General features: G+C 52.1%; 13 protein-coding genes. 7 read left to right on the top strand and 6 right to left on the bottom strand.

The features are described 5' to 3' along the window. Window positions 1-121 precede the first annotated feature (121 nt). The 3 genes from P8N76_23680 to P8N76_23670 all read right to left on the bottom strand — a co-directional run bounded on the left by P8N76_23680 (window position 122) and on the right by P8N76_23670 (window position 2,723). Window positions 122-364 (bottom strand): hypothetical protein, encoded by a 243-nt coding sequence (locus P8N76_23680; GenBank protein MDG2384690.1) that lies wholly within the window; start codon window positions 362-364, stop codon window positions 122-124. A 7-nt stretch (window positions 365-371) separates the two neighbouring features. Then, on the bottom strand, window positions 372-776 hold the full coding sequence (locus P8N76_23675) for a hypothetical protein (protein ID MDG2384689.1): 405 nt from the start codon (window positions 774-776) through the stop codon (window positions 372-374). Between the two features lie 645 nt (window positions 777-1,421). Next, complete coding sequence (locus P8N76_23670; GenBank protein ID MDG2384688.1) at window positions 1,422-2,723, bottom strand: PEP-CTERM sorting domain-containing protein; 1,302 nt, start codon at window positions 2,721-2,723, stop codon at window positions 1,422-1,424. Between the two features lie 745 nt (window positions 2,724-3,468). Between P8N76_23670 and P8N76_23665 the strand changes: the two genes are divergently transcribed. Further along, window positions 3,469-5,058, top strand: coding sequence for a tetratricopeptide repeat protein (locus P8N76_23665; protein MDG2384687.1), 1,590 nt, complete (start codon window positions 3,469-3,471; stop codon window positions 5,056-5,058). Window positions 5,059-5,099: 41 nt separating this feature from the next. Here P8N76_23665 and P8N76_23660 read toward each other — a convergent pair whose 3' ends face one another. After that, window positions 5,100-6,596, bottom strand: coding sequence for a sulfatase (locus tag P8N76_23660; protein ID MDG2384686.1), 1,497 nt, complete (start codon window positions 6,594-6,596; stop codon window positions 5,100-5,102). An 82-nt stretch (window positions 6,597-6,678) separates the two neighbouring features. Beyond that, the gene (locus P8N76_23655; GenBank protein ID MDG2384685.1) at window positions 6,679-7,947 is read right to left on the bottom strand and encodes a mandelate racemase/muconate lactonizing enzyme family protein; all 1,269 of its coding nucleotides are present in this window, start codon (window positions 7,945-7,947) and stop codon (window positions 6,679-6,681) included. 398 nt (window positions 7,948-8,345) lie between these two features. On the opposite strand from P8N76_23655, the gene deoC reads away from it, so the two are divergent. Next, complete coding sequence (deoC, locus tag P8N76_23650) at window positions 8,346-9,026, top strand: deoxyribose-phosphate aldolase (protein ID MDG2384684.1); 681 nt, start codon at window positions 8,346-8,348, stop codon at window positions 9,024-9,026. Window positions 9,027-9,796: 770 nt separating this feature from the next. On the opposite strand, the gene P8N76_23645 is transcribed toward deoC, so the two are convergent. Continuing rightward, the gene (locus P8N76_23645; GenBank protein MDG2384683.1) at window positions 9,797-10,381 is read right to left on the bottom strand and encodes a VanZ family protein; all 585 of its coding nucleotides are present in this window, start codon (window positions 10,379-10,381) and stop codon (window positions 9,797-9,799) included. A gap of 432 nt (window positions 10,382-10,813) precedes the next feature. Between P8N76_23645 and P8N76_23640 the strand changes: the two genes are divergently transcribed. The 5 genes from P8N76_23640 to P8N76_23620 all read left to right on the top strand — a co-directional run bounded on the left by P8N76_23640 (window position 10,814) and on the right by P8N76_23620 (window position 19,981). Continuing rightward, entirely contained in the window at window positions 10,814-11,662 is an 849-nt protein-coding gene (locus P8N76_23640; protein MDG2384682.1) for an alpha/beta hydrolase, read from the top strand. Window positions 11,663-11,688: 26 nt separating this feature from the next. After that, window positions 11,689-13,236 carry an amidase family protein gene (locus tag P8N76_23635; protein MDG2384681.1) on the top strand — a complete coding sequence of 516 codons (1,548 nt, stop codon included), beginning with the start codon at window positions 11,689-11,691 and terminating at the stop codon, window positions 13,234-13,236. Between the two features lie 189 nt (window positions 13,237-13,425). Then, window positions 13,426-14,040: an ECF-type sigma factor gene (locus tag P8N76_23630; protein MDG2384680.1), complete on the top strand. Its 615-nt coding sequence runs from the start codon at window positions 13,426-13,428 to the stop codon at window positions 14,038-14,040. After that, window positions 14,033-17,089, top strand: a complete 3,057-nt coding sequence (locus tag P8N76_23625) for a protein kinase (protein MDG2384679.1) — start codon at window positions 14,033-14,035, stop codon at window positions 17,087-17,089. Before P8N76_23630 ends, P8N76_23625 begins: the two co-directional genes overlap by 8 nt. A 21-nt stretch (window positions 17,090-17,110) precedes the next feature. Further along, window positions 17,111-19,981 (top strand): Ig-like domain-containing protein, encoded by a 2,871-nt coding sequence (locus tag P8N76_23620; protein ID MDG2384678.1) that lies wholly within the window; start codon window positions 17,111-17,113, stop codon window positions 19,979-19,981. Window positions 19,982-20,140 lie beyond the last annotated feature (159 nt).

Below are 20,140 nucleotides of genomic sequence, written 5' to 3'. Positions count from 1 at the left end.
ATCGCAGCTGATAAAGCAGGGTAAGGCTCGTGAGCAAGCTTATCCTAGCACTTCAGGAGTGGGCTGGACTCCCGGCGTTTGAGTTGCAACGCCTGATTTGGCTCAATATCTTTTTGACCTATTACAATTGCTCGTCATTGATCGTTCGCTTCATTAGCTCGTTTGACGGAAGTTGTGGATCGAGTGCTTTTCTGGCCGTTGCCGCACCAGCGACTGGAAGTGTGTTCGGGTCAAGGAGTCCTATTTGGACCAGGACAGAAGCTTGATCCCAGTGGATTCGTTCGCCGGCGAATTCGACGACGACTACTTTGGTGATCTCGACTAGTTTGTTGGTTGGCGGTATGCCTGGAAGAAACCAATCCATTTGTACGTTATGGGTGAACTGAAAACGAATTCGTCAACGATTCGATCGTTACCGATCGTCCGCGAGATGGGGATGATCTCGGTATCTTTCGGCATCTGGGGGATATGAAGTATTTGCCATAAAAGTGAGTTAACTGTTTTCTTCCGAATCCACCTGTCATCACGGGTACATGGTTGACGGCAGGGATTTCAACCATGGTGTTTGCCGCTGCTTCCGCGCTATTGGCTTGGAACTCGCTTGCGAGATGCTCTTCCCAAAGCTTTTCCATCGCTTGTTGTGCAGGCGTTAGATTTGATGGCTTGGAGTTGGCCTCTTTTGCTGCAATCACCTCATTTGCTGTTACGGATGCGGTGATGGCTCCGGCCGCTTTAAGGACTTGGCGGCGGCTTAAATCACTTTTGTTCTTGGTCATAAAGAGCGTCCAGAATAGAGGTGGGGCGATCACTTGAGCTGCGTTTTTGAAGCTGCGAGAGGCAGCAGTGGAAATCGGGAGGCCTAGAGTCACACAAACTTAGCAGCTCGGTTTTGCACGTCAATGCTTGGCGATTCCGAAGCCAATGCGGGGGACCGCCAGCGAACGGTGTTTGAATAGTTGTTGATTCGATCGCCTTTCGTTTGCGAATCTGGAATCCGACTGGCCCTTTCCTGAACGGAGATTGGCTAACGCTAGTTTGTTAGTCTGTGATGAAAGGCAGGTTGTCTCGATGTTTTCAAAGTGAAAGACAGAATGGTTGGTAAGCGGCAGTTGTATTCCGCTTGGGGCATTAGTTTTTTCGTGGATGGATTCTGTTTTTTTGGGCTCCGCAGCCAATTCTTGAGATTGCGTTCTGCGGAATGTTTGGGAAGGATCAGCGGGCGCAGTTGGGCGCCGATAATTCGGCTGTTTTGCTCAGGCTCGCTGGGGTGAACTAGGCGATGGCATTGCTGTTTAGCAACGGCAATTCATGCGATTGCGGCGGGACGCTTGACTCCTTTTATTGTTGGCTGCGGGCAAAAAAAAGCCCCTCGAGAAAATCGAGGGGCCTTTTGGATTAAACGATTAAAAGTTTAGCCAAGCTTAGCCATTGCGGCGTCGAGCGAAGCCAACCAAACCAAAGATGCTGAGCAGCGTCAGCACGAGGCTGGAGGGTTCGGGTACGACTGCTGCGGCATTCGGACCACCGGGTCGTTCACCTGCTTCGTAGCCAGCATTGCTGAAGGCTTCGACCAAGTCGCCGGAGTCGAATTTTCCGTCGCCATTCCAGTCGCCTTGTCCCCAAGTCGCCGCTTGGGCTGTTTCGTACTTAGCTGCAGCAAACACTGTTACCAAGTCGGAACTGTCAAACTGGCCGCTCAGATCGGCATCACCCATCCAGGTGTTCTTCAGGTCATTCGTCCACAAACGACGGTCGGCTGTGTTAACCACGCCATCCTCGTTCAGATCGTACTTCAGATCTCCACCGGCGATACCTTCGGCAGCTTGAAGGTCAAGGTCGCCCGTGTCGAGCAAGTCGTTGCCGTTATAATCACCAATTCGCGGTTCCGGACCAGCTTCGCCATAATGGACGACTGTGGTTGCCGTACCGTCTGTGGTGGCAGTCAGGCTGATATTGTCGATGTCATGGTTTGAGTCTTCACCACCCGTACGTGCCTTGAAGACGATTCGACCGTCATAAGGTTCGAAATCAGGGACGGGTTCCTTGTCAAATGGAACTACCGATTCACCCGTCTCGGTGTCGGTGACTGTCAGCGTTACGGCGGCTTCGTCGTTGTCGCCCGGCTCGATCAAGATATGAGCCTGTTTGACGTTGCCATTTTGAATCCAGTCATCGCCAACACCTTCGTCAAGTTCGGTGACAGGAAGGGATACAAGCGTTTCGCCGTAGTAATGCAGCGAAAACGAGTTTGGCAGTGTGCCGTTTTCAAAGCCGAGTTCGGCATCGATATCATCGAGGGCAGCATTCATCCAGGTGTCAAAACCAACGCCGATCGAGCCTTCCAGGTTGGGCTCTTCGCCACCACCCCAGAATTGCTCATCTTCGTCTGCTTCGTCACCAAAGACTTCGACGTCAGCGTAGGCGAAACCAATACCGTCTGCATCGCCGGAACCGTCTTCATTCCAAATTCGGAAATCGAAATTGAATTCGAGCGTCTCGTAATCACCGGTGAAAGTGCTGTCGAAACTTACACCGTTGGACACGCCACCGTTTGCGTCATGTGCAATTCGAATCGCATTTCCGTCCCAGCCATCGACTTCTTCTGGCCATTCGCCGTTGTTACCACCGTTACCAAACACTTCGAAGGGGACTTCGCCGAACGACGTCGCGGATGTGACGAGCGTCAGCATCAACGCGATCCCCAAATGAGAGCTTTTGAGCATTGCAACCTTCCTTAAATAAAATGACATGCAAAAATTCAGTGCGCGAAACAATTTAATAGTTGGAAAGCGATGACTTCATCACTGACACGATGCCTCTCTATTTCCTTCTCTGTTCACTCAAACTGAAATTTTGCCTTCTTCGACTGTTGCTGCCTCATAGAATCTACCTCGTCGTCAAATGCAGCAATTTTCTGTTTTTTACGGCCGAGACCAGTATCCACAACTGATAGTCGATTCGGGTCTTACGTCGACATGACTCGGTGTTGCCCATCACGGTATCTGTTGATCCCTCGATCGGTTTTTCAGTAGGTGCGAATGAACTTACTGGAAATCGAAAGTTTAATGGACGGAATCAGGTCGCCCTAAATATGAGTACAGGTTTCCTAACCTAAGCAGAACAAGTCCCAGTGTCAAATTCTTCCTGAAATTACGTGTGTTAAAATTTGTTAACATGTCGAGTCGAAGAGGGCACGGATTTTGATTTTTACTGTCGGTCGGAGCGCCCTGTTGCGACCGCCCTTTTGACGGTTGAAGATGCTTTTTTTTTATGTCCGGGGGAAGCGTCGCCGTGCCGGGGCGCTTGCCAGGCCTGATCGACTCTGCTCGCAGTCGTGCTGAAGGAAAAGCGAGTTATGATACGGTCAGGGTGGAGCGGGAAAAGTTGTTGTTGATGCTCGTGGGGCATGGTGGTACTTTTCGCCCTTTTTTTCATCTTGGATGAAAACTGTTTGTGATGATTAACAGATTGAAAAAACGAAATTCTTCTCCGCGGGCCGAGTTGTCGATCCGCGATTCCGATGAGATGCGATTTGGCTGGAGTAGCTTACCTGGTTTGAGCAGCTCAGCTAGTCTGCTGTTCACTGTTGGGTTGTTGTCAATGCTTGCGATTACGGTTGGCTGTCGGAAACCGATTTCGACAGAAAATCGCTTGGTTGCAACCGTTCCCCAACTGAATGTGGCACCGGATCAGGAGATTGATCCGGCGATTGAACGACTCGTGAAGCAAGCTCGCCAGGACGTATTGGAGCAGCCTGAGTCCGCTGATCTCTGGGGTCATCTTGGGATGGTGTTTGCCGCACACTCTTTTGAATCACAGGCGATTGCCTGTTTCGCTGAAGCAGCTCGGCTTGCACCTCAAAATCAAAAATGGGCTTACCTGCATGCTCGTTGGGTTGTCACCGTCTCTCCGGAGGAAAGCCTAGAGTTGTTGAAGCAGTGTGCTGAACTTCCAGGTGATCCAACGGATACGGCGCGTCTCGTGCTGGTGGAGGGGTTGCTGGAGCAGAGTCAGCTTGATGAAGCCGAACAGCATTTGAAACGTTCGTTAACGCAGAATCCACAAAATGTGCGTGCTCGCTTCACGCAAGCACGTTTGCTTTCTATTCGCGGGGATTACGAGGGTTGTAAGAACCAGATACTCGAAACTCACCGGGAGATTAAAGCGACTTATGAAGCCGAAGTGGAACGGGCAAAGCGATTTGAACGTGATGGTCGACAAGCTGAGGCTCGGGGCACACTGGAGCGAGCCGGGCAGCAGTTACGGGCGAGCCTTTGTCAGCAGAAGACGATTGGAAACTTGCTGGCCACGGCATTGATGCGGACCGGCGATGTCGAGGCTGGGCAGAAGCAGCAGCAACTGGCCGATCAGCAAACTGATACGAATTGGTCGGATCCGTATACACGCGGGATGGCGCAATTGAAAACGGGTTTGAAGGCGTTGCTTTCGAAGTCAGATGTGGCTCATAGCGAAGAACGTTATGCCGACTCTCTGGCAGTTCTTGAACGTGCCGTATCGGAGTATCCCGATTCGCTGTTTGCGCGTGTCTATTTGGGTCGCACTCACATTCGGCTTGGGCGGCGTGCTCAGCAGAGTAAAGATTCGGCGCTGGCGCTCTCGCATTATCAGGATGCGCAACGGCACCTGGACGTGGCGGTCGAATTGGATGCGAACTCGGTGGAGGCGCATTTTCGGCGGGGTATTTTGGAGCGTTACTGGGCTTCACTCGAAAAGTCGTCGGAACGATTGGGCAAGGCTGAGCAATCGTTTCGCAAGGCGATTTCGATTAAGCCCGATTTTTCGATGGCCTATTACAATTTGGCTCGCTGTCTTGATAGGCAACAGCGACCGCTCGAAGCCATTGAAGCGATGCGAGAGGCGCTTGCGTTTGAGCCCAACGATTTAATGGTTCGAAAAGGGCTTGGCGGTTTGCTGATGAAAGCGGGGAAGTTGGAAGAGGCAATTAATCAGTTGGAGCAAGTTGCCAAGAAACGGCCCGAAGACAAGCAAGTTCAAGGTTGGCTTGCTTTGATGCGACAGGATCTGAATTCAAAGTGATGCGTGCGAACCGCCCGAGACGCTGGATTTCCGAGCGATTGTCAATTGCGATGACGTGTGATAGGGCTGGGATACTTCGTCAGTTTGGCATTTAATTCTCGGACGATCTCCGGCTGGATGCGAGCGAGGTTTCGTTTTTCCAATGGATCCGCGTGATAGTCATAGAGTTCGTACTCGACAGGGTCTGATGTGTCTGAGAAATTTTTCCATTGAACCAATCGATACTGTTCGGTTCGAATCGCTCGCCCCAGTTTTCGTCGCCGGGGATAAACATGATAAGCGTGGTCTCTTAATCGCTTGGTGCCATCTTTTAAGATGGGGGCCAAGTTGACGCCGTCGATGGGTTGTGGGCCTTGAGGAGCAGGCAGGCCGGCAAGATTTGCCAATGTGGGAAACAAATCGACACTCTCGATGAGTTGTCGTGTTGATGAACCGGGGCGGGTGATGCCCGGCGCCGCAATTAAGATTGGAATGCGATTCGCTTGTTCGTAGTTGGTGTGTTTTGTCCAGATGCCGAGATCGCCAAGATGGAATCCGTGGTCGCCCCACAGCACCACGATCGTTGTCTGCGAAAGTTCGAGTCGATTGAGTTCGTCAATTAGCTTTCCGATTTGTGCATCAACGTAACTCGTACTGGCGTAGTATCCGTGAATCAATTGGCTTTTTAGTTTTTCGTCGATCGGGCCATGGGGGGGGACAGGCTTGTAATTGTTGATTTCCCCGCCACGTTTCCCTGCCACCGGAGGGGCTCCCTGAGGCAGTTCTTCAAATTCTGGTAATGGCAGTGTGGCGGCATCGAACTGATCCCAATATTTTTTTGGCACGCTAAACGGTAAATGAGGTCGGGCAAAGCCAGTGACGATGAAGAAGGGAGTGCCATGCTGCGCTCGCCTCTCTTTCGCCGCTCGCAGTCGGCGGACTGACTCCGCCGCAACTCGGCCGTCAGCATAGGATTGGTCTTGGACGTCGGGGGATTCAAAAGCTGCTCCGCGCGGCAGCTTGCCAATTTGGCCCAATCGTTGGTTCGTAAAGTAGGCTTCCTCACGTGTCAACATTCCGCCGTTTGTACTTTTTGGGTCGAGGTATTCAATGACTTTTTCGTGGAAATGCGGCACGCTGAACGAATCGGGATCTCCTTGATTACCGTGTCCGATGTGAAAGACTTTGCCGAGTGATTCCGTGTGATAGCCATGTCGTGCGAAATGTTGTGGCAGCGTTACCGCATGGGGCAATGTTTTGCGCAGCTGATTTCCCAAGCCGTAGAGTCCTGTCGAGGTCGAATGAGATCCCAGCATTAGCGTGAATCGTGACGGTGCACAAACGGCCTGATTGCAGTAAGCCAAATCAAATCGCATCCCGCGTTTGGCGAGTCGATCGATGTTGGGACTCTTTGCGTGTACATCCCCATAACACCCTAAGGCTGGCTTGAGGTCGTCCACCAAGATCAAGAGAACATTAGGTTGAGTGATTGCCGGCACTGTCGTGGTGGTAGTCGACCAGAACGAAAACGCAAGCGAGGCGATGATTGCAAAACGCATTTTGGATCCATCGAAGTTTGAGCACGTTGTCGGAAAAAGAGAGCGTTGCTGTATTGGATGCGGAAGAAGAACAAATCGCGGGCTAGACTCTCACCCGTTTGGCGGCGTTGACGAAGTTTTTATCGATGCTGATGCCATAGCCTGGGCCCGATGGGACTTGGACTTGACCTTGCTCGCATTGAAGGGAAGAGGTTTCGCAATGAACCGGGATTTTACTTTCGCCCTTGAACTCCTGGTGCGGACCGGGGTTCTCGATGCAGGAGGCGAGGTGGCAGACGTCGATGTAGCCCAAGCCATTGCCAGACATGTGCACCGTGCACGGCATGCCGACGGCGTTTGCCATGCGGGCGACGCGGATGACACGTAAATAGCCGCCAAAATAATGCAGGTCTGGTTGTGCGACATCGATTGCTTGGTTGGCAATCGCCCAGCGAAATCGTCGCAAGCTGAATTCCTGTTCGCCGCCGGCGATCGGGATTTTCAGCTGATCCGCCACCTGTTTCGTTTCCCAAATGTGATCGAACGGACACGGTTCTTCGAAAAAAGCATAGTTGTAATTTTCCATGATCCGCCCGATTCGGATTGCGTGTTCCACGTCGTAAGAACTGTTTGAGTCGGCATAAAGCGTGAAGTCAGGCCCGAATGTTTCTCGAACGAGGGGAATTAGTGTTTCACTTCTGCCGGCGAGTGAGTCCGCGTTGTTTGACATTCGTCCGCCAAGCCGGAATTTAATCGCCTTCGCGCCGGTCTCTCGAACGAGTTGTTTTAAATAGGCAACTTCTTCTTCAGGAGAGTTGCCTCGTTTACCGCTAGCGCGGTAGACATCGATTTTTGTTCGTTTGACCCCTCCGAGCAGCTCGCCAATCGATTGCTGAGTGGATTTTCCCAGTAGGTCGAGAATCGCCATTTCCGCTGCGGCGTAGGGGGCCCACAGGCCAATGCCTTGTAGTTTGTAATTGCTGCCATGGCGATAGAATTCCGTCTGAAGAGTTTCTAATCGACGCGCGTCTCGGTCGATAAAAAACGGCGCGACGCGACGCAGGAAGACAGGGTACAATTCACGCAATCGAGAACTGTTCGCCACTGCGATTCCCTCGCTGCCGTCTTTGGCTCGAACCCGTGTCAGAAAAGTCGACCCATTGCGAAGTAACTCCAGCGATTCGATGATAATCGGCCGGTCGAATTGGTCGGGCTGTAGGATGGGCTTAGCGGCGATCGCTGCCAGTTGCTTTTCATTGAGCTTTGTTGTTGGCTTAGCTTGAATGGATTGCGCTGATGACGAACTCAGAAAGCCGTAGGTGCTGATAGCCAACGCGTTTTTAAGGAGAAACCTGCGGCGGTTTGTGGGCATAACGTTTGATGACCCTTGAATGAATTAGAGCGAATTGAAAAAGGGGTGCCTGTCAGTATAAGCCATCTCAACGGATCTTTGTTGACTTGGTCAGATCCCTCAACTGGGCGACGATTCGCCTGGCGGATTTTTGTCGTGACAGCTAGGAAGAATTTCCTGCGGTTGACAAGGTGAGAACCGCCGGCTTATCGTGGCGGCGATGCGGCTAAGAACCTTTCCGCTCTCGTGGATCCCAGGCGGTGATGTTAGTTTCGAACCATTCCGCGCGAGATCTTTTGACGCGATTTCAAACCGAAGCGGCGCGATGCTGATCCGCTGTGATTTTATCAGCAACGATTGGCATGATCGAATTGGACGATACCGGTTGGCTTTGGCCTGGACAAGAATAAGAGATTGATATGGAATTCAGCTATCCCGATATGTCGAAGATGATCGATCATTCACTGCTCAACCCCACTTTGACGGAAACTCAGCTGGAGGACGGGATTCGATTGGCTTTAGAGTACGATGTGGCAAGTGTGTGCATCATGCCCTATGCGATGCATCGCTGTGCCGATTTGCTTGTGGGGAGTCGTGTCAAAGGTTCCACCACGATCGGTTTTCCACATGGTGGTCATACAACCGCGGTCAAACAGAAGGAAGCTGAGCAAGCGATCGCGGATGGATGTCAGGAATTGGATATGGTTATTAATGTGTCGAAAGCTTTGAGTGGTGACTGGGATTATGTGGCAAAGGACATTCAGGCAGTGATCGATCTGGCGCACGCAGCAGGGCAGAAAGTTAAAGTGATTTTTGAAAATGCGTCTCTGCAGGATGAACACAAGATACGACTTTGTCAGATTTGTTCTGAGTTAGATGCGGATTGGGTCAAAACGTCTACCGGCTACGCATCGGGGGGCGCAACACACGAGGATCTCAAGCTGATGCGCGAGCATTCCGCCACCCATGTTCAAGTCAAAGCCGCTGGCGGTATTCGTGATTTTGATGCGTTGCTCGCCGTTCGTGAACTTGGCGTCACACGTGTGGGGGCGACACGAACCAAGCAGATGCTTGACGAGTGTCGTCGAAGACTGGGCTAGAGCAAAGTCATTCGCTGCCTGCGCGGTTTCCAGCTTTCAATCAGCATCTGTCCCGAAGCCGCTGGCATTATCGCCGACAAAACGTTGTGCGATTATTTTGAATGCAGCGTTTCGAAGTTGGGGGGGGAGCTTTCGCTGAGAAAGCCACGAGCTTCACCGATTATCCAAGTCTCGTCCGCCGCATGCCGAGCGAATCAATCCGTGCCGCCGCTTGTTAGGCAAGGTCCCCTGAACTCGATTGGCGAAGCGACGGGGACTGTGAGTCTTCCGTGAGTCGAGGTTTCAGCGATGGTTCGGTCGTCGATCGACGTCGGTCTTCATAATGCCAGGAAATCCAGCTGCCCAGCAGAGCTCCTGCGATCGCCCCGATGGCATCGGTGATGCTCGGGTAGCGACCAATGACCCAGCCTTGGCTGATTTCGAGAGGCAATGCGATTGCTGCAGAGACAATTGCGGAGACGAGGATCAGCACACTGCGAGTAGGGTAGATTGATGGCAGCAGAAATCCTAACGGAAAAAAGACAAGTGCCGATTGATTGAAGTTTGAAATTGAAGCAAGTGACGTTCGATCGAAGTGCAGAAAGAAAGGCAGCCAGTTCAACGAACGATAGTGGTTGGTCCACTGACAGAGGTGCCAGATTGTGTACCGCTGAGGAAATGGCGGTCACGAGTATCACGACTGTTGTCCAGATCAAGCGAGGGATTTTTTCAAAATCAATAAACGAAAAAAGTACTCCCAGCAGAGAGCTGACCACGGCGACGACCGCGTCCTAAAACGTTGGTATGCGTGATGTGACGATGAATTGGCTACACTCAAGTGCGATCGCCCAACCGATCGCGAAGGTAATTCCCGCCCAAGGATAGGAGCGCTTGTCAAAAGAGCGGAAAAAGAGGGAGGCCGAGCAACCCAAGAGGAAGAAGCGAAAGCCGACGACTAATTCGTCGCGGATGTTTGTGCTTAACTGAAAGGGTTGACGCAAAAAGTGATTAAGCTTCCATCCCACGATGCCAGCGTCCAGGCTGAAATTGAACGGAGCCAGAGCTCCAATCACGGTGATTACCAGGGCGACGAGAAACAGAAACGCCATCCGATTCTCACGCAGGCTCAATTTCAACGAAGCAGGGGTTTGTTGGATTGAGAAGTTTACCGAATTGGCGATCAACAGACCTAGGATCGTTCCGATCGTGTTCGTAGCCACGTCAGTTGGGGATGTGATGCGATAGATGGTCGTGAGTTGTAGAGCTTCTACTGTGAAACTCAACGTCATGCCAGCGGTCACGATCGCCGTGTAGCAGATCCAAGAATGACGACGGAACGAAAAATAGCCGAGGAATCCAAAAGGAAGAAAAAAAATACATTCTGGATCATATCCGGAATCGGGGGACGCGATCCGTCACGATTAAAGAAAGGAAGCCAACTTGTTCTCGCCAGGTTGGCAGCAACGATCTCACTGAGCGTGATACCGTCCATGCGATAGAACGGCATCAATGTTCCGTAGATGATGAATCCTACATAGAGGAGCCACAGCCATCGAATCTGGTGAGTTAGGCTATCTGTTCGGGGTGTTGGCAAGGGACGATTGGGCCGTTGAGTTGGCGATGTCGGATGCGGTAAGTCATTTAGTTTAACATCTGATTTGGCGAAGACGAGAGCAACGGGGGCCAATCGGGCTCTGATCGATGCGAGGATCTGTCCGAATTGGATTTGTCCAGCATCAGTCAGTTGGTAGGATGATGGTTGGTCGTTAGCGCTCTTAATATTCCTGGCCGCCTATTAGGCTCAATCCATGTGGAGTTCTCGAAAAATCAGTTGGTTGCTTCTTAATTTATTTATCTTGTTTTTCGTTGCCAATTTGCTGTTTCTCCTTGGTCTGATGTACTTCGAAAATTCGATGGTCTTTCCCGCACCTCGGTTTCCTCATGGCGATTGGGATGCGTCTTGGTTGGATCATGAGGACGTGACATTTTTTTCCGAGGATGGAACGCAATTACATGGATGGTTGGTCGAACATCCTGAGCCACGAGGGTTTGTTTTGTTCTGTCATGGTAATGGGGAACATGTGGCTTATTTGGCCGACGAGTTGGCTGCGTTTCGGGATCGCTTACAAGTAACGGTATTTGCTTTTGACTATCGAGGCTACGGTCGCAGCCACGGTAAGCCCAATGAAACCGGTGTTTTGGCTGATGGACGTGCTGCACAAGCGTGGCTTGCGGATCGCGTGAGGCTTGATCCGGATCAGACGATTGTGGTCGGTCGTTCGTTGGGGGGAGCCGTGGCGGTCGATCTTGCCGTCCAACAGGGCGCGCACGGTTTGGTTCTCGACCGCACATTTTCCAGTCTTCCTGATGTAGCCGCGCGCCAGTTTCCCTGGTTGCCCGTGCGTTGGTTGATGCGAACTCGCTTGGCGTCGATTGGTAAGATAAGCGATTACCAAGGCCCGCTGTTGCAGTTTCATGGAACGGCTGACGAGATCGTTCCATTCGAATTTGGTCGCGCATTATTTGATGCATCGACTTCTGATCAAAGGCGATTTGTCGCTGAGAAAGGTGGTGGACACAATGCCCCTCACCCTCCAGAATTCTGGAGCGAAGTGGATTCATTTATCGAGTCGCTTGTTGCTTCACCCAAATCGTAGCCGCTTTAGCGGAAATGGTCTCACAAATGCCGTCGGATCCCTTGGTAACAGATCTTAGTGCCAGCGAAATTGCTGGCCGAATTGGCAGGCAGGAATTGCGTGCGATCGATGTCTTGGAGGCTTTCATTTGCCGAATTGAAAAAGTCAATTCTGATTTAAATGCGGTCGTCGTCGATCGCTTCGAGGAAGCAAGGCAAGAAGCAATTTCCGCTGATGCGGCAATTGCAGCCGGACAGTCGACGGGGGTTCTGCATGGTGTGCCAGTGACGATTAAGGAAATGTTCGATGTTGTCGGTTTGCCTACCACAGCCGGGTTGACAACGTTGAGACATCATCGTGCAACCAAAGATGCCGTGGTTGTTTCTCGCCTGCGCCAGGCGGGTGCGATTGTGATGGCAAAAACTAATGTGCCACAACTTGGCATGACGGCTGAATCGGATAATCCAGTCTATGGTTGCACGAACAATCCGTGGGATGTGACGCGTGGCCCAGGCGGATCAAGCGGAGGAGAGGCTGCGATCATCGCTGCGGGAGGATCTCCATTGGGCTTGGGCAGTGATGGGGCAGGCAGCATTCGTTTTCCCGCGCATGTCTGTGGGATTTGCGGCTTTAAGCCGACCGGAGGCCAACTCTCGATGCAGGGACATCGACTTTCCGCGAATTGGCCCTCCGATTGGGTGCAGCCAGGCCCGCTGTCTCACTCGGTCGATGATTTGATCCTGGCGATGGAAGTTCTTACCGCGACAAACGCTCGCAACTTTGACGAGGTTGCCTTGCCGTTGTCCAATCCGAAACGAATCGATCTGTCGAAGCTGCGAGTTGGTGTGTATGACGAACTTGAATCGCTTCCAGTTGCTCCTGCCGTAAAACGCGCTGTGCATGAAGCCAGGGCCAAACTGGTGGGGCAAGGGGTGGAAACGGTCGCCTACAGGCCCGCTTGTCTTGAGGAAATCTGGGCTCTTTACACCCGGATATTCTATGCGGAAGGGCTCAGTGACATTCATGAGCAATTGCGTGGGTCGACCGTCGATTGGCGAACTCGTAACTACCTCCGTTTGGCTCGAATCCCAGCACTTTTTCGTCCGCTCGCAGCGGCAGTGGCAACCCGGATTGGGCAACAACGATTGGGAGCGACGTTGTCGAATCTGCGGCGATCAATTTTAAACGCGAAAGAGTATTCACGCCTGCTAACGCAAGTTCGAGAATTTCGTAGGAGGTTTCAACGGGAATTGGCAGATCAACGGATTGATGCTTTGATCGCGCCGCCAGCGCCGATCGCTGCCTTCTATCACGGTGACTTCTATGCAAATTACGCGCTAATTTATAATGGCGTCTACAACCTTCTGGGAGTTCCTGCCGGCACGGCACACGTCACCTGTGTCAGGCCAGATGAACAATCGGTTCGTGAAAGTCGTCGCGATTTGGTGGATCGGTCAATGGCTCGCAGCGAGGCGGGCAGTTCCGGTTTACCCGTTGGGGTGCAAGTGATTTCGACCCGTTGGCGAGATGATCGGGTTTTGGCCCTGTTAAAAGCGATTCATCAGCCAATCCGTGCTCCCAGATCGTTGAGTTAAGTGCAGATCTGAATTAAGCTTAGGATGGGCTGCCGGGTTTTTATCTCGGCCAAGCGAAAGCTGTTTCTATCCGCTCCTGGAGGATCCGAGAGACGCGCTGGGGAGGGTGGGAAACCGTCGGATTGGTTTTCTGGGATTCTGCTTGGCGGATGGGAGCTGTCAATTCGACTCTCCTTGGAGGGTAGCTGGATGACCGTTTTTGATCACGATGAATCTGAAAGATCGGATCGTTCGTTGCTGCGTCGGTTTCGAGGAGGTGAACCGGATGCTGCGACGGCGCTATACATGCGCTATGCGGATCGTTTGCAGGCCTTAGCCAGGGCACAGACCTCCGGGCAGTTATCGACTCGTTTTGATCCCGAAGATGTCGTTCAGTCAGTTTTTCGAACATTTTTTCGCCGTGCGTCCGAGGGGCTTTATGTCGTCCCACCCGGCGAGCAACTCTGGCAGTTGTTGTTGGTCCTGGCCTTAAATAAAGTTCGAGCTTTGGCTGTTCACCATCGGGCGAAGAAACGAGATGTTTTTCGTACGGTGGGGTCGCCCGGGTTGGAAAGTTATCGGGGCGTTCAAGATGAGAGTCCGATGCAGATTCTTTCCATGATCATCGACGAAGTCGTGGGGAGTTTGCCCGATGTCCAACAAAGAATGATCAAGCTACGAATTGAGGGGAATGAGGTCCAGCAGATTGCCGATGAAACGAGTCGCTCGAAACGTTCCGTCGAACGTGTTCTGCAAAAAGTTCGACAACAACTCGCCCAATTGATTGATGATGATGCCGCCCAGGTCGAGGCACAAGATGAATAGGTCATTGTTAGACGCACAGGAAGATCGCATCGATGCGTTCGAGCGCGCCCGGGTCGAGGATCCAGAGGTTGCGTTGAATGAATTTTTGCCGCCTTCCGACGACGATGATTATGCGATTGTCGCTGTTGAATTGATGCGGATTGATCTCGAGAGTTGTTGGCGACAAGGGACACCGAAACGCTTAGCTGAGTATCAAAACAATTTTGCCAATGTCCTGAAAGATCGAGAACTACTCAGCGAATTGGCATTTGAGGAATATCGTTGTCGTTTGCAATCGGGATCCGACGTAAAACCCGAGGAATACGTGGAACGCTTCGCGATTTCAATCGACCACTGGCCCCTTACTGAATCGTCCACCACCGATCGGTTGCCTCACCAGTTACAGGAAACAATTGATGATTTGGGCCCTGAGTCGGATCGATTAGTTAACGCGATCCAACGGTTTCCTCAACCGGGTGATTGTTTCCAAGATTTCCAGCTTTTGGAGACGCTGGGGCAGGGGACTTTCGGAACGGTCTTTCGAGCGAAGCAAGCTCAACTTGCCAATCGGCTGGTTGTTTTAAAGATTTCAACGGGGCGATCGGTTGAACCTCAACATCTGGCTCGATTGCAACACACCCATATCGTACCGATCTATTCGACGCATGAGTCCGACCAATTGCAGGCAGTTTGCATGCCATATTTTGGCCGCACAACTTTGGCAGACGTTGTGCGATCGCTGAAAAAGCTCAATCGGCTGCCGACCAGTGGACAACTTATTGGTGAGGTGATTCGTGCTCGATCTGACGGCCGTGATACGGATGATTGGGCAGTCAAAAGTCAATTGGAATCGCTCGAAAAACAGAGCTATGTCGATGCTGTGATCCAAATCATGTGGCAGATAGTTGCCGGTCTGGAGCATGCCCACCAACGTGGCATTCTCCATCGCGACATTAAGCCCGCGAACGTGTTGCTGACCGATGACGGTCGTCCCATGCTCTTGGATTTCAATGTTTCAGACGAAATCGTGGTGGGAGGACGTGCCTGCTTGATGGTGGGTGGGACCTGGCCTTACATGTCACCCGAGCAGAAGCGATCGATGACCACTGGGCATCCAATTGATCAACGCAGCGATATCTTCAGCTTGGGCGTTTTGCTTTACCAGCTGCTCTGTCGGCAGCTGCCTAATCCGGAAGAATCGTCGGAAGTCGGAGCGTTTGCCACTCCCGCAGGTTGCCCCATCGATGTGCCTCACATTCGAGACCAGAATCCGTTGGTGCCCCGTAGTGTAGCGGCCGTGGTTTGCCGCTGTCTTCAGCCGGATCGCGAGCGGCGATACCAAACTGTTAATGAGCTTAAGCAGGATCTCGAGTGTCATCTCGAGAATCGCCCGCTTCGATTTGTAGCCGATTGGTCGGTCACTGAGCGAGCTCAAAAATGGTGTCGTCGACATCCACGCATCCTGTCGGCATCGACCATTTCGGTCGTCGCCGCCATTTTGTTAGGGGTGGCGGCTTCGATGGCCTGGATACGAGATCAACAGTTCCAGCGAGCCCATCTCATGACGGTCGGGCAGACAATCGATCGGGAGCTGCCTCGGCTGCGAGTCCTGTTCGGCGCACACGATTTGGATGCCCATCTCGCACTTGACGCGACGGAGCGCGCTCAGGAGCTTATTCAACAAGTTGATTTAGAACCGGCGCTGGCCTGGAGTGCGAATCCACTTGTTCGCCATTTCGATCGGATGGAGCGACAGGAGTTGCGTGATGATTTGGCCGAATTGTATTTTCTATTGGCTGCGGCCAGTGTGAGGCAGGTGGCGGATAGCACGCTGTCGACAGATCAGCTCCAACGCGCGCAGTTGCACAACCAGTTGGCTCAACGTCTCTTTGTAGACGATCGATTACCAGCAGCGTTATCCGAGCAGCAGTTGACGCTCGAAAAGCTGGGGCAGGATGAAGAGCTAACTCCTACACGACAGGACTTGAGCAAGGGTTGGGTATCTTCTGGACAACGAATGATGTTAGCTCAACAGCTGATGTCACAAGGTGATTATGTTGCTGCAGTGAATCACTTTGAGCAGCTCAGAGCCGCCGATCCGTTTGATTTCTCTTCCTGGTTCCTGCTGGGGAATTGCTACGTTTCACTCGAGCGGCTTTCAGCAGCCGATGGTTGTTTCACCACCTGCGCTACCCTGTGGCCGGACATGTATTTGACATGGTTCAATCGTGGGCTCTGTCGATTTCAATCGGGTGAATTCATGGATGCCAAGCATGATTTCGACCGGGTATTGGAGTTACAGGAAGACTTTGCACCCGCTTTATTCAATCGAGCACTCTGTCAGAAGAGACTCCGGAATTTCAAGGCGGCGATTCAGGATTTGACAGAAGTCGTTCGTCTTCAAGGACACCGTCCGCGAACCTTGTTGGTTCGAGCTCGCGTCTACGATCAATTGGGCGAAAACGACCTGGCTGAGGCCGATCGCCAAAAGGCGTTCGCGAGCGCGCCGGTCGACGCGAAGGGATGGATGGCCCTGGGACTGGCTCGTGTCGAAGAAGATCCTCAACAAGCGTTGGCCGATATCCAACGCGCTCAAGAACTGATGCCTTTTTCCGCTCAAGTCGGTCGTAATCTGGCTTTTGTCTACGGAGAACATTTGGAGCAACCAGAAGCCGCCGCTGATGTTTTGTTTGACTTAGTTCAGCGTTTTGAAGATCCCACCGATAGGATGGCTCGAGCCGTCATGTTGGCTCGTATGGGAAACCAAGCCCTGGCGGTTCAAGAGGGCCAGCAAGCTTTGCAGCTTCGTCGGGATGGAAAACTCCTTTTTCAAATGGCCTGTGTCTATGCTTTGGGGGTGGCGAAGGATTCGGAGCAAACAGAAAACGCTGTGGCTTATCTCGCAGAAGCCATCTCGATCGATCCGTACTGGTTGACGAAAGCTGCCAGTGATTCTGATTTAGATTCGATTCGTCGGACAGATGGATTTCGCAATCTGGTGCGGGCTGCATTGGTAATCCAGAAAAGGGTCCAATCGAATCGAAGTACAACTATTCCTGCGTCAAATTAGCTACTCAGCTTTGAGGGTATCATGTCAACGAATTGGTTTCGTTTGCCGAAGGGTGGGAAAGACCGTCGATTGACGACGCATCGGCGCCTGCAAGTAGAAAGTCTGGAAACTCGTTGTTTGCTCGCAGGCTCAGGCCTTGTCTGGAATGATACGTCGCAATTGACGCTGAGTTTTGTTCCGGATGGCACCGAGATTGGTGATGAACCGAGTACGCTTTTTCAGGAATTTGACGAATTGGCGGCACCGCGTGTCTGGAGGGCCACCCTGTTACGCGCTTTCCAAACCTGGGCGGTGCACACGAACGTCAATATTGGAGTTGTGACGGATCAAGGGCAACCGATGGGGACACCGGGACCTCGGACTCAGGATTCTCGATTTGGTGATATTCGCATGGGAGCTCGGCCGTTAATGGGCGATGCGATGGCGCTGGGCGTCTCTCAAAACTCCGTGATTGCCGGTACCTGGGCTGGCGATGTGTTCTTTAACACCGAAGCTGAAATCAACTCACTCGATCAACTGTATGCCGTTGCGCTTCACGAAGCGGGACACGTTTTTGGGCTAGATCATAGTGAAAACCATGATTCCGCGATGCATAGTCACAATCTGCCTCAGTCTCAAAGATTGACAAGAGAGGATATTGAACACGTACAGAGCCTGCATGGTAAACGAGTTCCCGATCTGCACGAACCGAACGATACATTTCGCACGGCGACTGACCTGTTGATCCCGGATCCTGATCTGGAGGCACAACTGCCCCCCATCGTAGTTTACGGCGATCTGATGACTCGGAGTGATAAAGATTATTTTGCCATGCCAGATGAGGGATTTGGCAGCACCGTCACGGTCCGTTTGCAGTCGAGTGGGATTAGTATGTTGGCTCCCCAGCTGCGAGTGCTGACTCGAGATGGAGTGGAAGTTGGCAGCAGCTCGTCTGCAGGAGCCGAGGGGGCTACGCTGCTGGTACGTTTCGATGAGATTGATGCGGATGCAGGTTATTTTATTGAAGTGAGCTCGGCACGAAGCGATCAATTCGCAGTTGGGGCGTACTCGCTCGTTGTTTCGTTTGACAGTCTTCCGCAAGTGGACGCGCGAGCTGTCGATGATGTCGTCACAGGACGTCTTCGTAACCTGAAAGCGGAGCAATTGCAAACACTGATTTCCGATCCAAAAGCTCTGCTAAACAGTGATCTGAGTCAAGATGATCAGCTGGAAAACGCCAGCGATTTGCAGGTCAGTGACGGTTTTACTGCATCCAGACGTTTTGAACAGATTGCTAGTATTTCGAATAAACATGATGTCGACTACTTCCACTTCGCGACCAATGAAATTCAGAAATCCCCTGTGCTGAATTTGACAGTGCGCTCGTTGAATCTTGCTGGTCTCATACCGGAGGCCATTGTGTTGGACTCCAGAGGAAGACGGGTTCAGTCTGAAATCTTGGTCAATGGAAATGGGGAACTCGTACTTCAGGCACGCTTGAAACCGAATTCACAGTATTTTGTGCGCGTGCAGCCCAACGATACGCAGGGAGCTTTTCGGGTCGGGAATTACCGCTTGTTGGTGAATTTGGTGGACGAGTGGGTGCGCATGGACAGTTTCATGGAGGGAGTCATCAGTCGAGATCATCCGGTTGTGGTCCAAGCGCTCTACGTTGCACGCCCACAACTATTCCATTTTGCTGTCGATACGGTAGGTAATTTACAGCAAAACGACGGTCAGGTCGTGCTCGTGCATTTTTGGAATGAAGATCGCGAGTTGCTCTCCAGAGTCTCCGGACCGCTGAATGCCACGCGAACCTCCCACGGGATTCTCTTGATGCCTGGCAGTTATGCCGTGCAAGTATCGACCGATCGGGTGGGTGGACGTCCCCGTCAGCTGGCCGAATTCGTCCTCCGGGGGGCCTCTTTTTCAGATCCCTTCGGGATCGATCCCCACGATCCGACGGAAGACCCGATTTTCGAGTGCCCCGACGAAGAAGATTTATTTTGCTATCCCGGAGGCGTTATTTCGGATGACCCGTTCCTTTGGGACGAATTCCTGGATACGCTCCCCGACGTACCCGATTTAGACCTATCGGAGCTCGTGTCTGCCTTGCTCGGTGATTGGTGGTCTTGGTATTGGTTGGCGATCGGGCAAAACGGTCCCGTGCTGTCTCTGGAGGATGCGTACGAAACGCACGTCGGAGTTCCCTTGGTCGTGGATGAATCGGCGGGCGTGTTAGCAAATGATTTCGATCCGGAGGGCGACGCGAAAGCTGCGTTTGTGGTGAGTGATCCGAACCATGGTTTGTTGGATTTTAATATGGATGGCAGTTTCACCTACCTGCCGGAGACCGGATTCGCTGGTTTCGACGAGTTTTCGTATTTTGCCACCGACTTTGGCATCGATTCCGATCCGGTACTCGTTCGCATCGAAGTGATTGGGACCGGCTTTTTACTCGGTGACTTTAACGAAGATGGGCTCATTCTTGTCGACGATGTGGAGCTGCTTTGCGACGCAGTAAACTATGGCGACGACGACGAGTGGTTTGATCTAAATCAAGATTTACAAGTGAATGTGTTCGATGTGTATTTCCTGATGACCGACATCTTGGGCTCTGTGATTGGTGATGTCAATCTTGATAAACGTTTTGGTTCAGAAGACATGGTCGCAATTTTCCAGGCGGGCTACTACGAAAATCCTGCGGCCGGCGAGGCGTCTTGGTCTTCCGGCGATTGGAATTGTGATGGCTTGTTCGATTCGAGCGATTTGATTGTCGCTTTCCAAGCGGGAGGGTATTCGATGGAGGCAGGTTTCGCCAGCCTACCGGCACGGCCTACCCCGGATCAGCTAGAGGAGATGCTCCATCCGAAACAGCTACTTGGGCGCCGACAAGCGGTTTACGTGGCTTGAGTCTAACTCGTGGCAGTTAATCATCTCGTAAGATTGACAGCCTAAAGAATTCTCGCGACGTTCATCATCGCGTCATCAGATCTTCACATTCGATGTTTAAACTGATCAAAGTCGAGGCATGAGTGGAGTACATCAAAGATAAATCACGAGCCTCGACAT

The sequence above is a fragment of the Pirellulaceae bacterium genome (assembly GCA_029243025.1).
Taxonomy (GTDB): Bacteria; Planctomycetota; Planctomycetia; order Pirellulales; family Pirellulaceae.
Note: the sequence above shows the minus strand (reverse complement) of the source record. Positions and strands in the feature narration are given on the sequence as shown.

Excerpts from the sequence above, each read along its gene's own strand:
- P8N76_23620 (MDG2384678.1), top strand. The coding sequence starts at position 17,111 with ATGTCAACGAATTGGTTTCGTTTGCCGAAGGGTGGGAAAGACCGTCGA.
- P8N76_23655 (MDG2384685.1), bottom strand. The coding sequence starts at position 7,947 with ATGCCCACAAACCGCCGCAGGTTTCTCCTTAAAAACGCGTTGGCTATC.
- P8N76_23635 (MDG2384681.1), top strand. The coding sequence starts at position 11,689 with ATGCCGTCGGATCCCTTGGTAACAGATCTTAGTGCCAGCGAAATTGCT.
- P8N76_23680 (MDG2384690.1), bottom strand. The coding sequence starts at position 364 with ATGGATTGGTTTCTTCCAGGCATACCGCCAACCAACAAACTAGTCGAG.
- P8N76_23660 (MDG2384686.1), bottom strand. The coding sequence starts at position 6,596 with ATGCGTTTTGCAATCATCGCCTCGCTTGCGTTTTCGTTCTGGTCGACT.
- P8N76_23670 (MDG2384688.1), bottom strand. The coding sequence starts at position 2,723 with ATGCTCAAAAGCTCTCATTTGGGGATCGCGTTGATGCTGACGCTCGTC.
- P8N76_23640 (MDG2384682.1), top strand. The coding sequence starts at position 10,814 with ATGTGGAGTTCTCGAAAAATCAGTTGGTTGCTTCTTAATTTATTTATC.
- P8N76_23675 (MDG2384689.1), bottom strand. The coding sequence starts at position 776 with ATGACCAAGAACAAAAGTGATTTAAGCCGCCGCCAAGTCCTTAAAGCG.
- deoC (MDG2384684.1), top strand. The coding sequence starts at position 8,346 with ATGGAATTCAGCTATCCCGATATGTCGAAGATGATCGATCATTCACTG.
- P8N76_23630 (MDG2384680.1), top strand. The coding sequence starts at position 13,426 with ATGACCGTTTTTGATCACGATGAATCTGAAAGATCGGATCGTTCGTTG.
- P8N76_23625 (MDG2384679.1), top strand. The coding sequence starts at position 14,033 with ATGAATAGGTCATTGTTAGACGCACAGGAAGATCGCATCGATGCGTTC.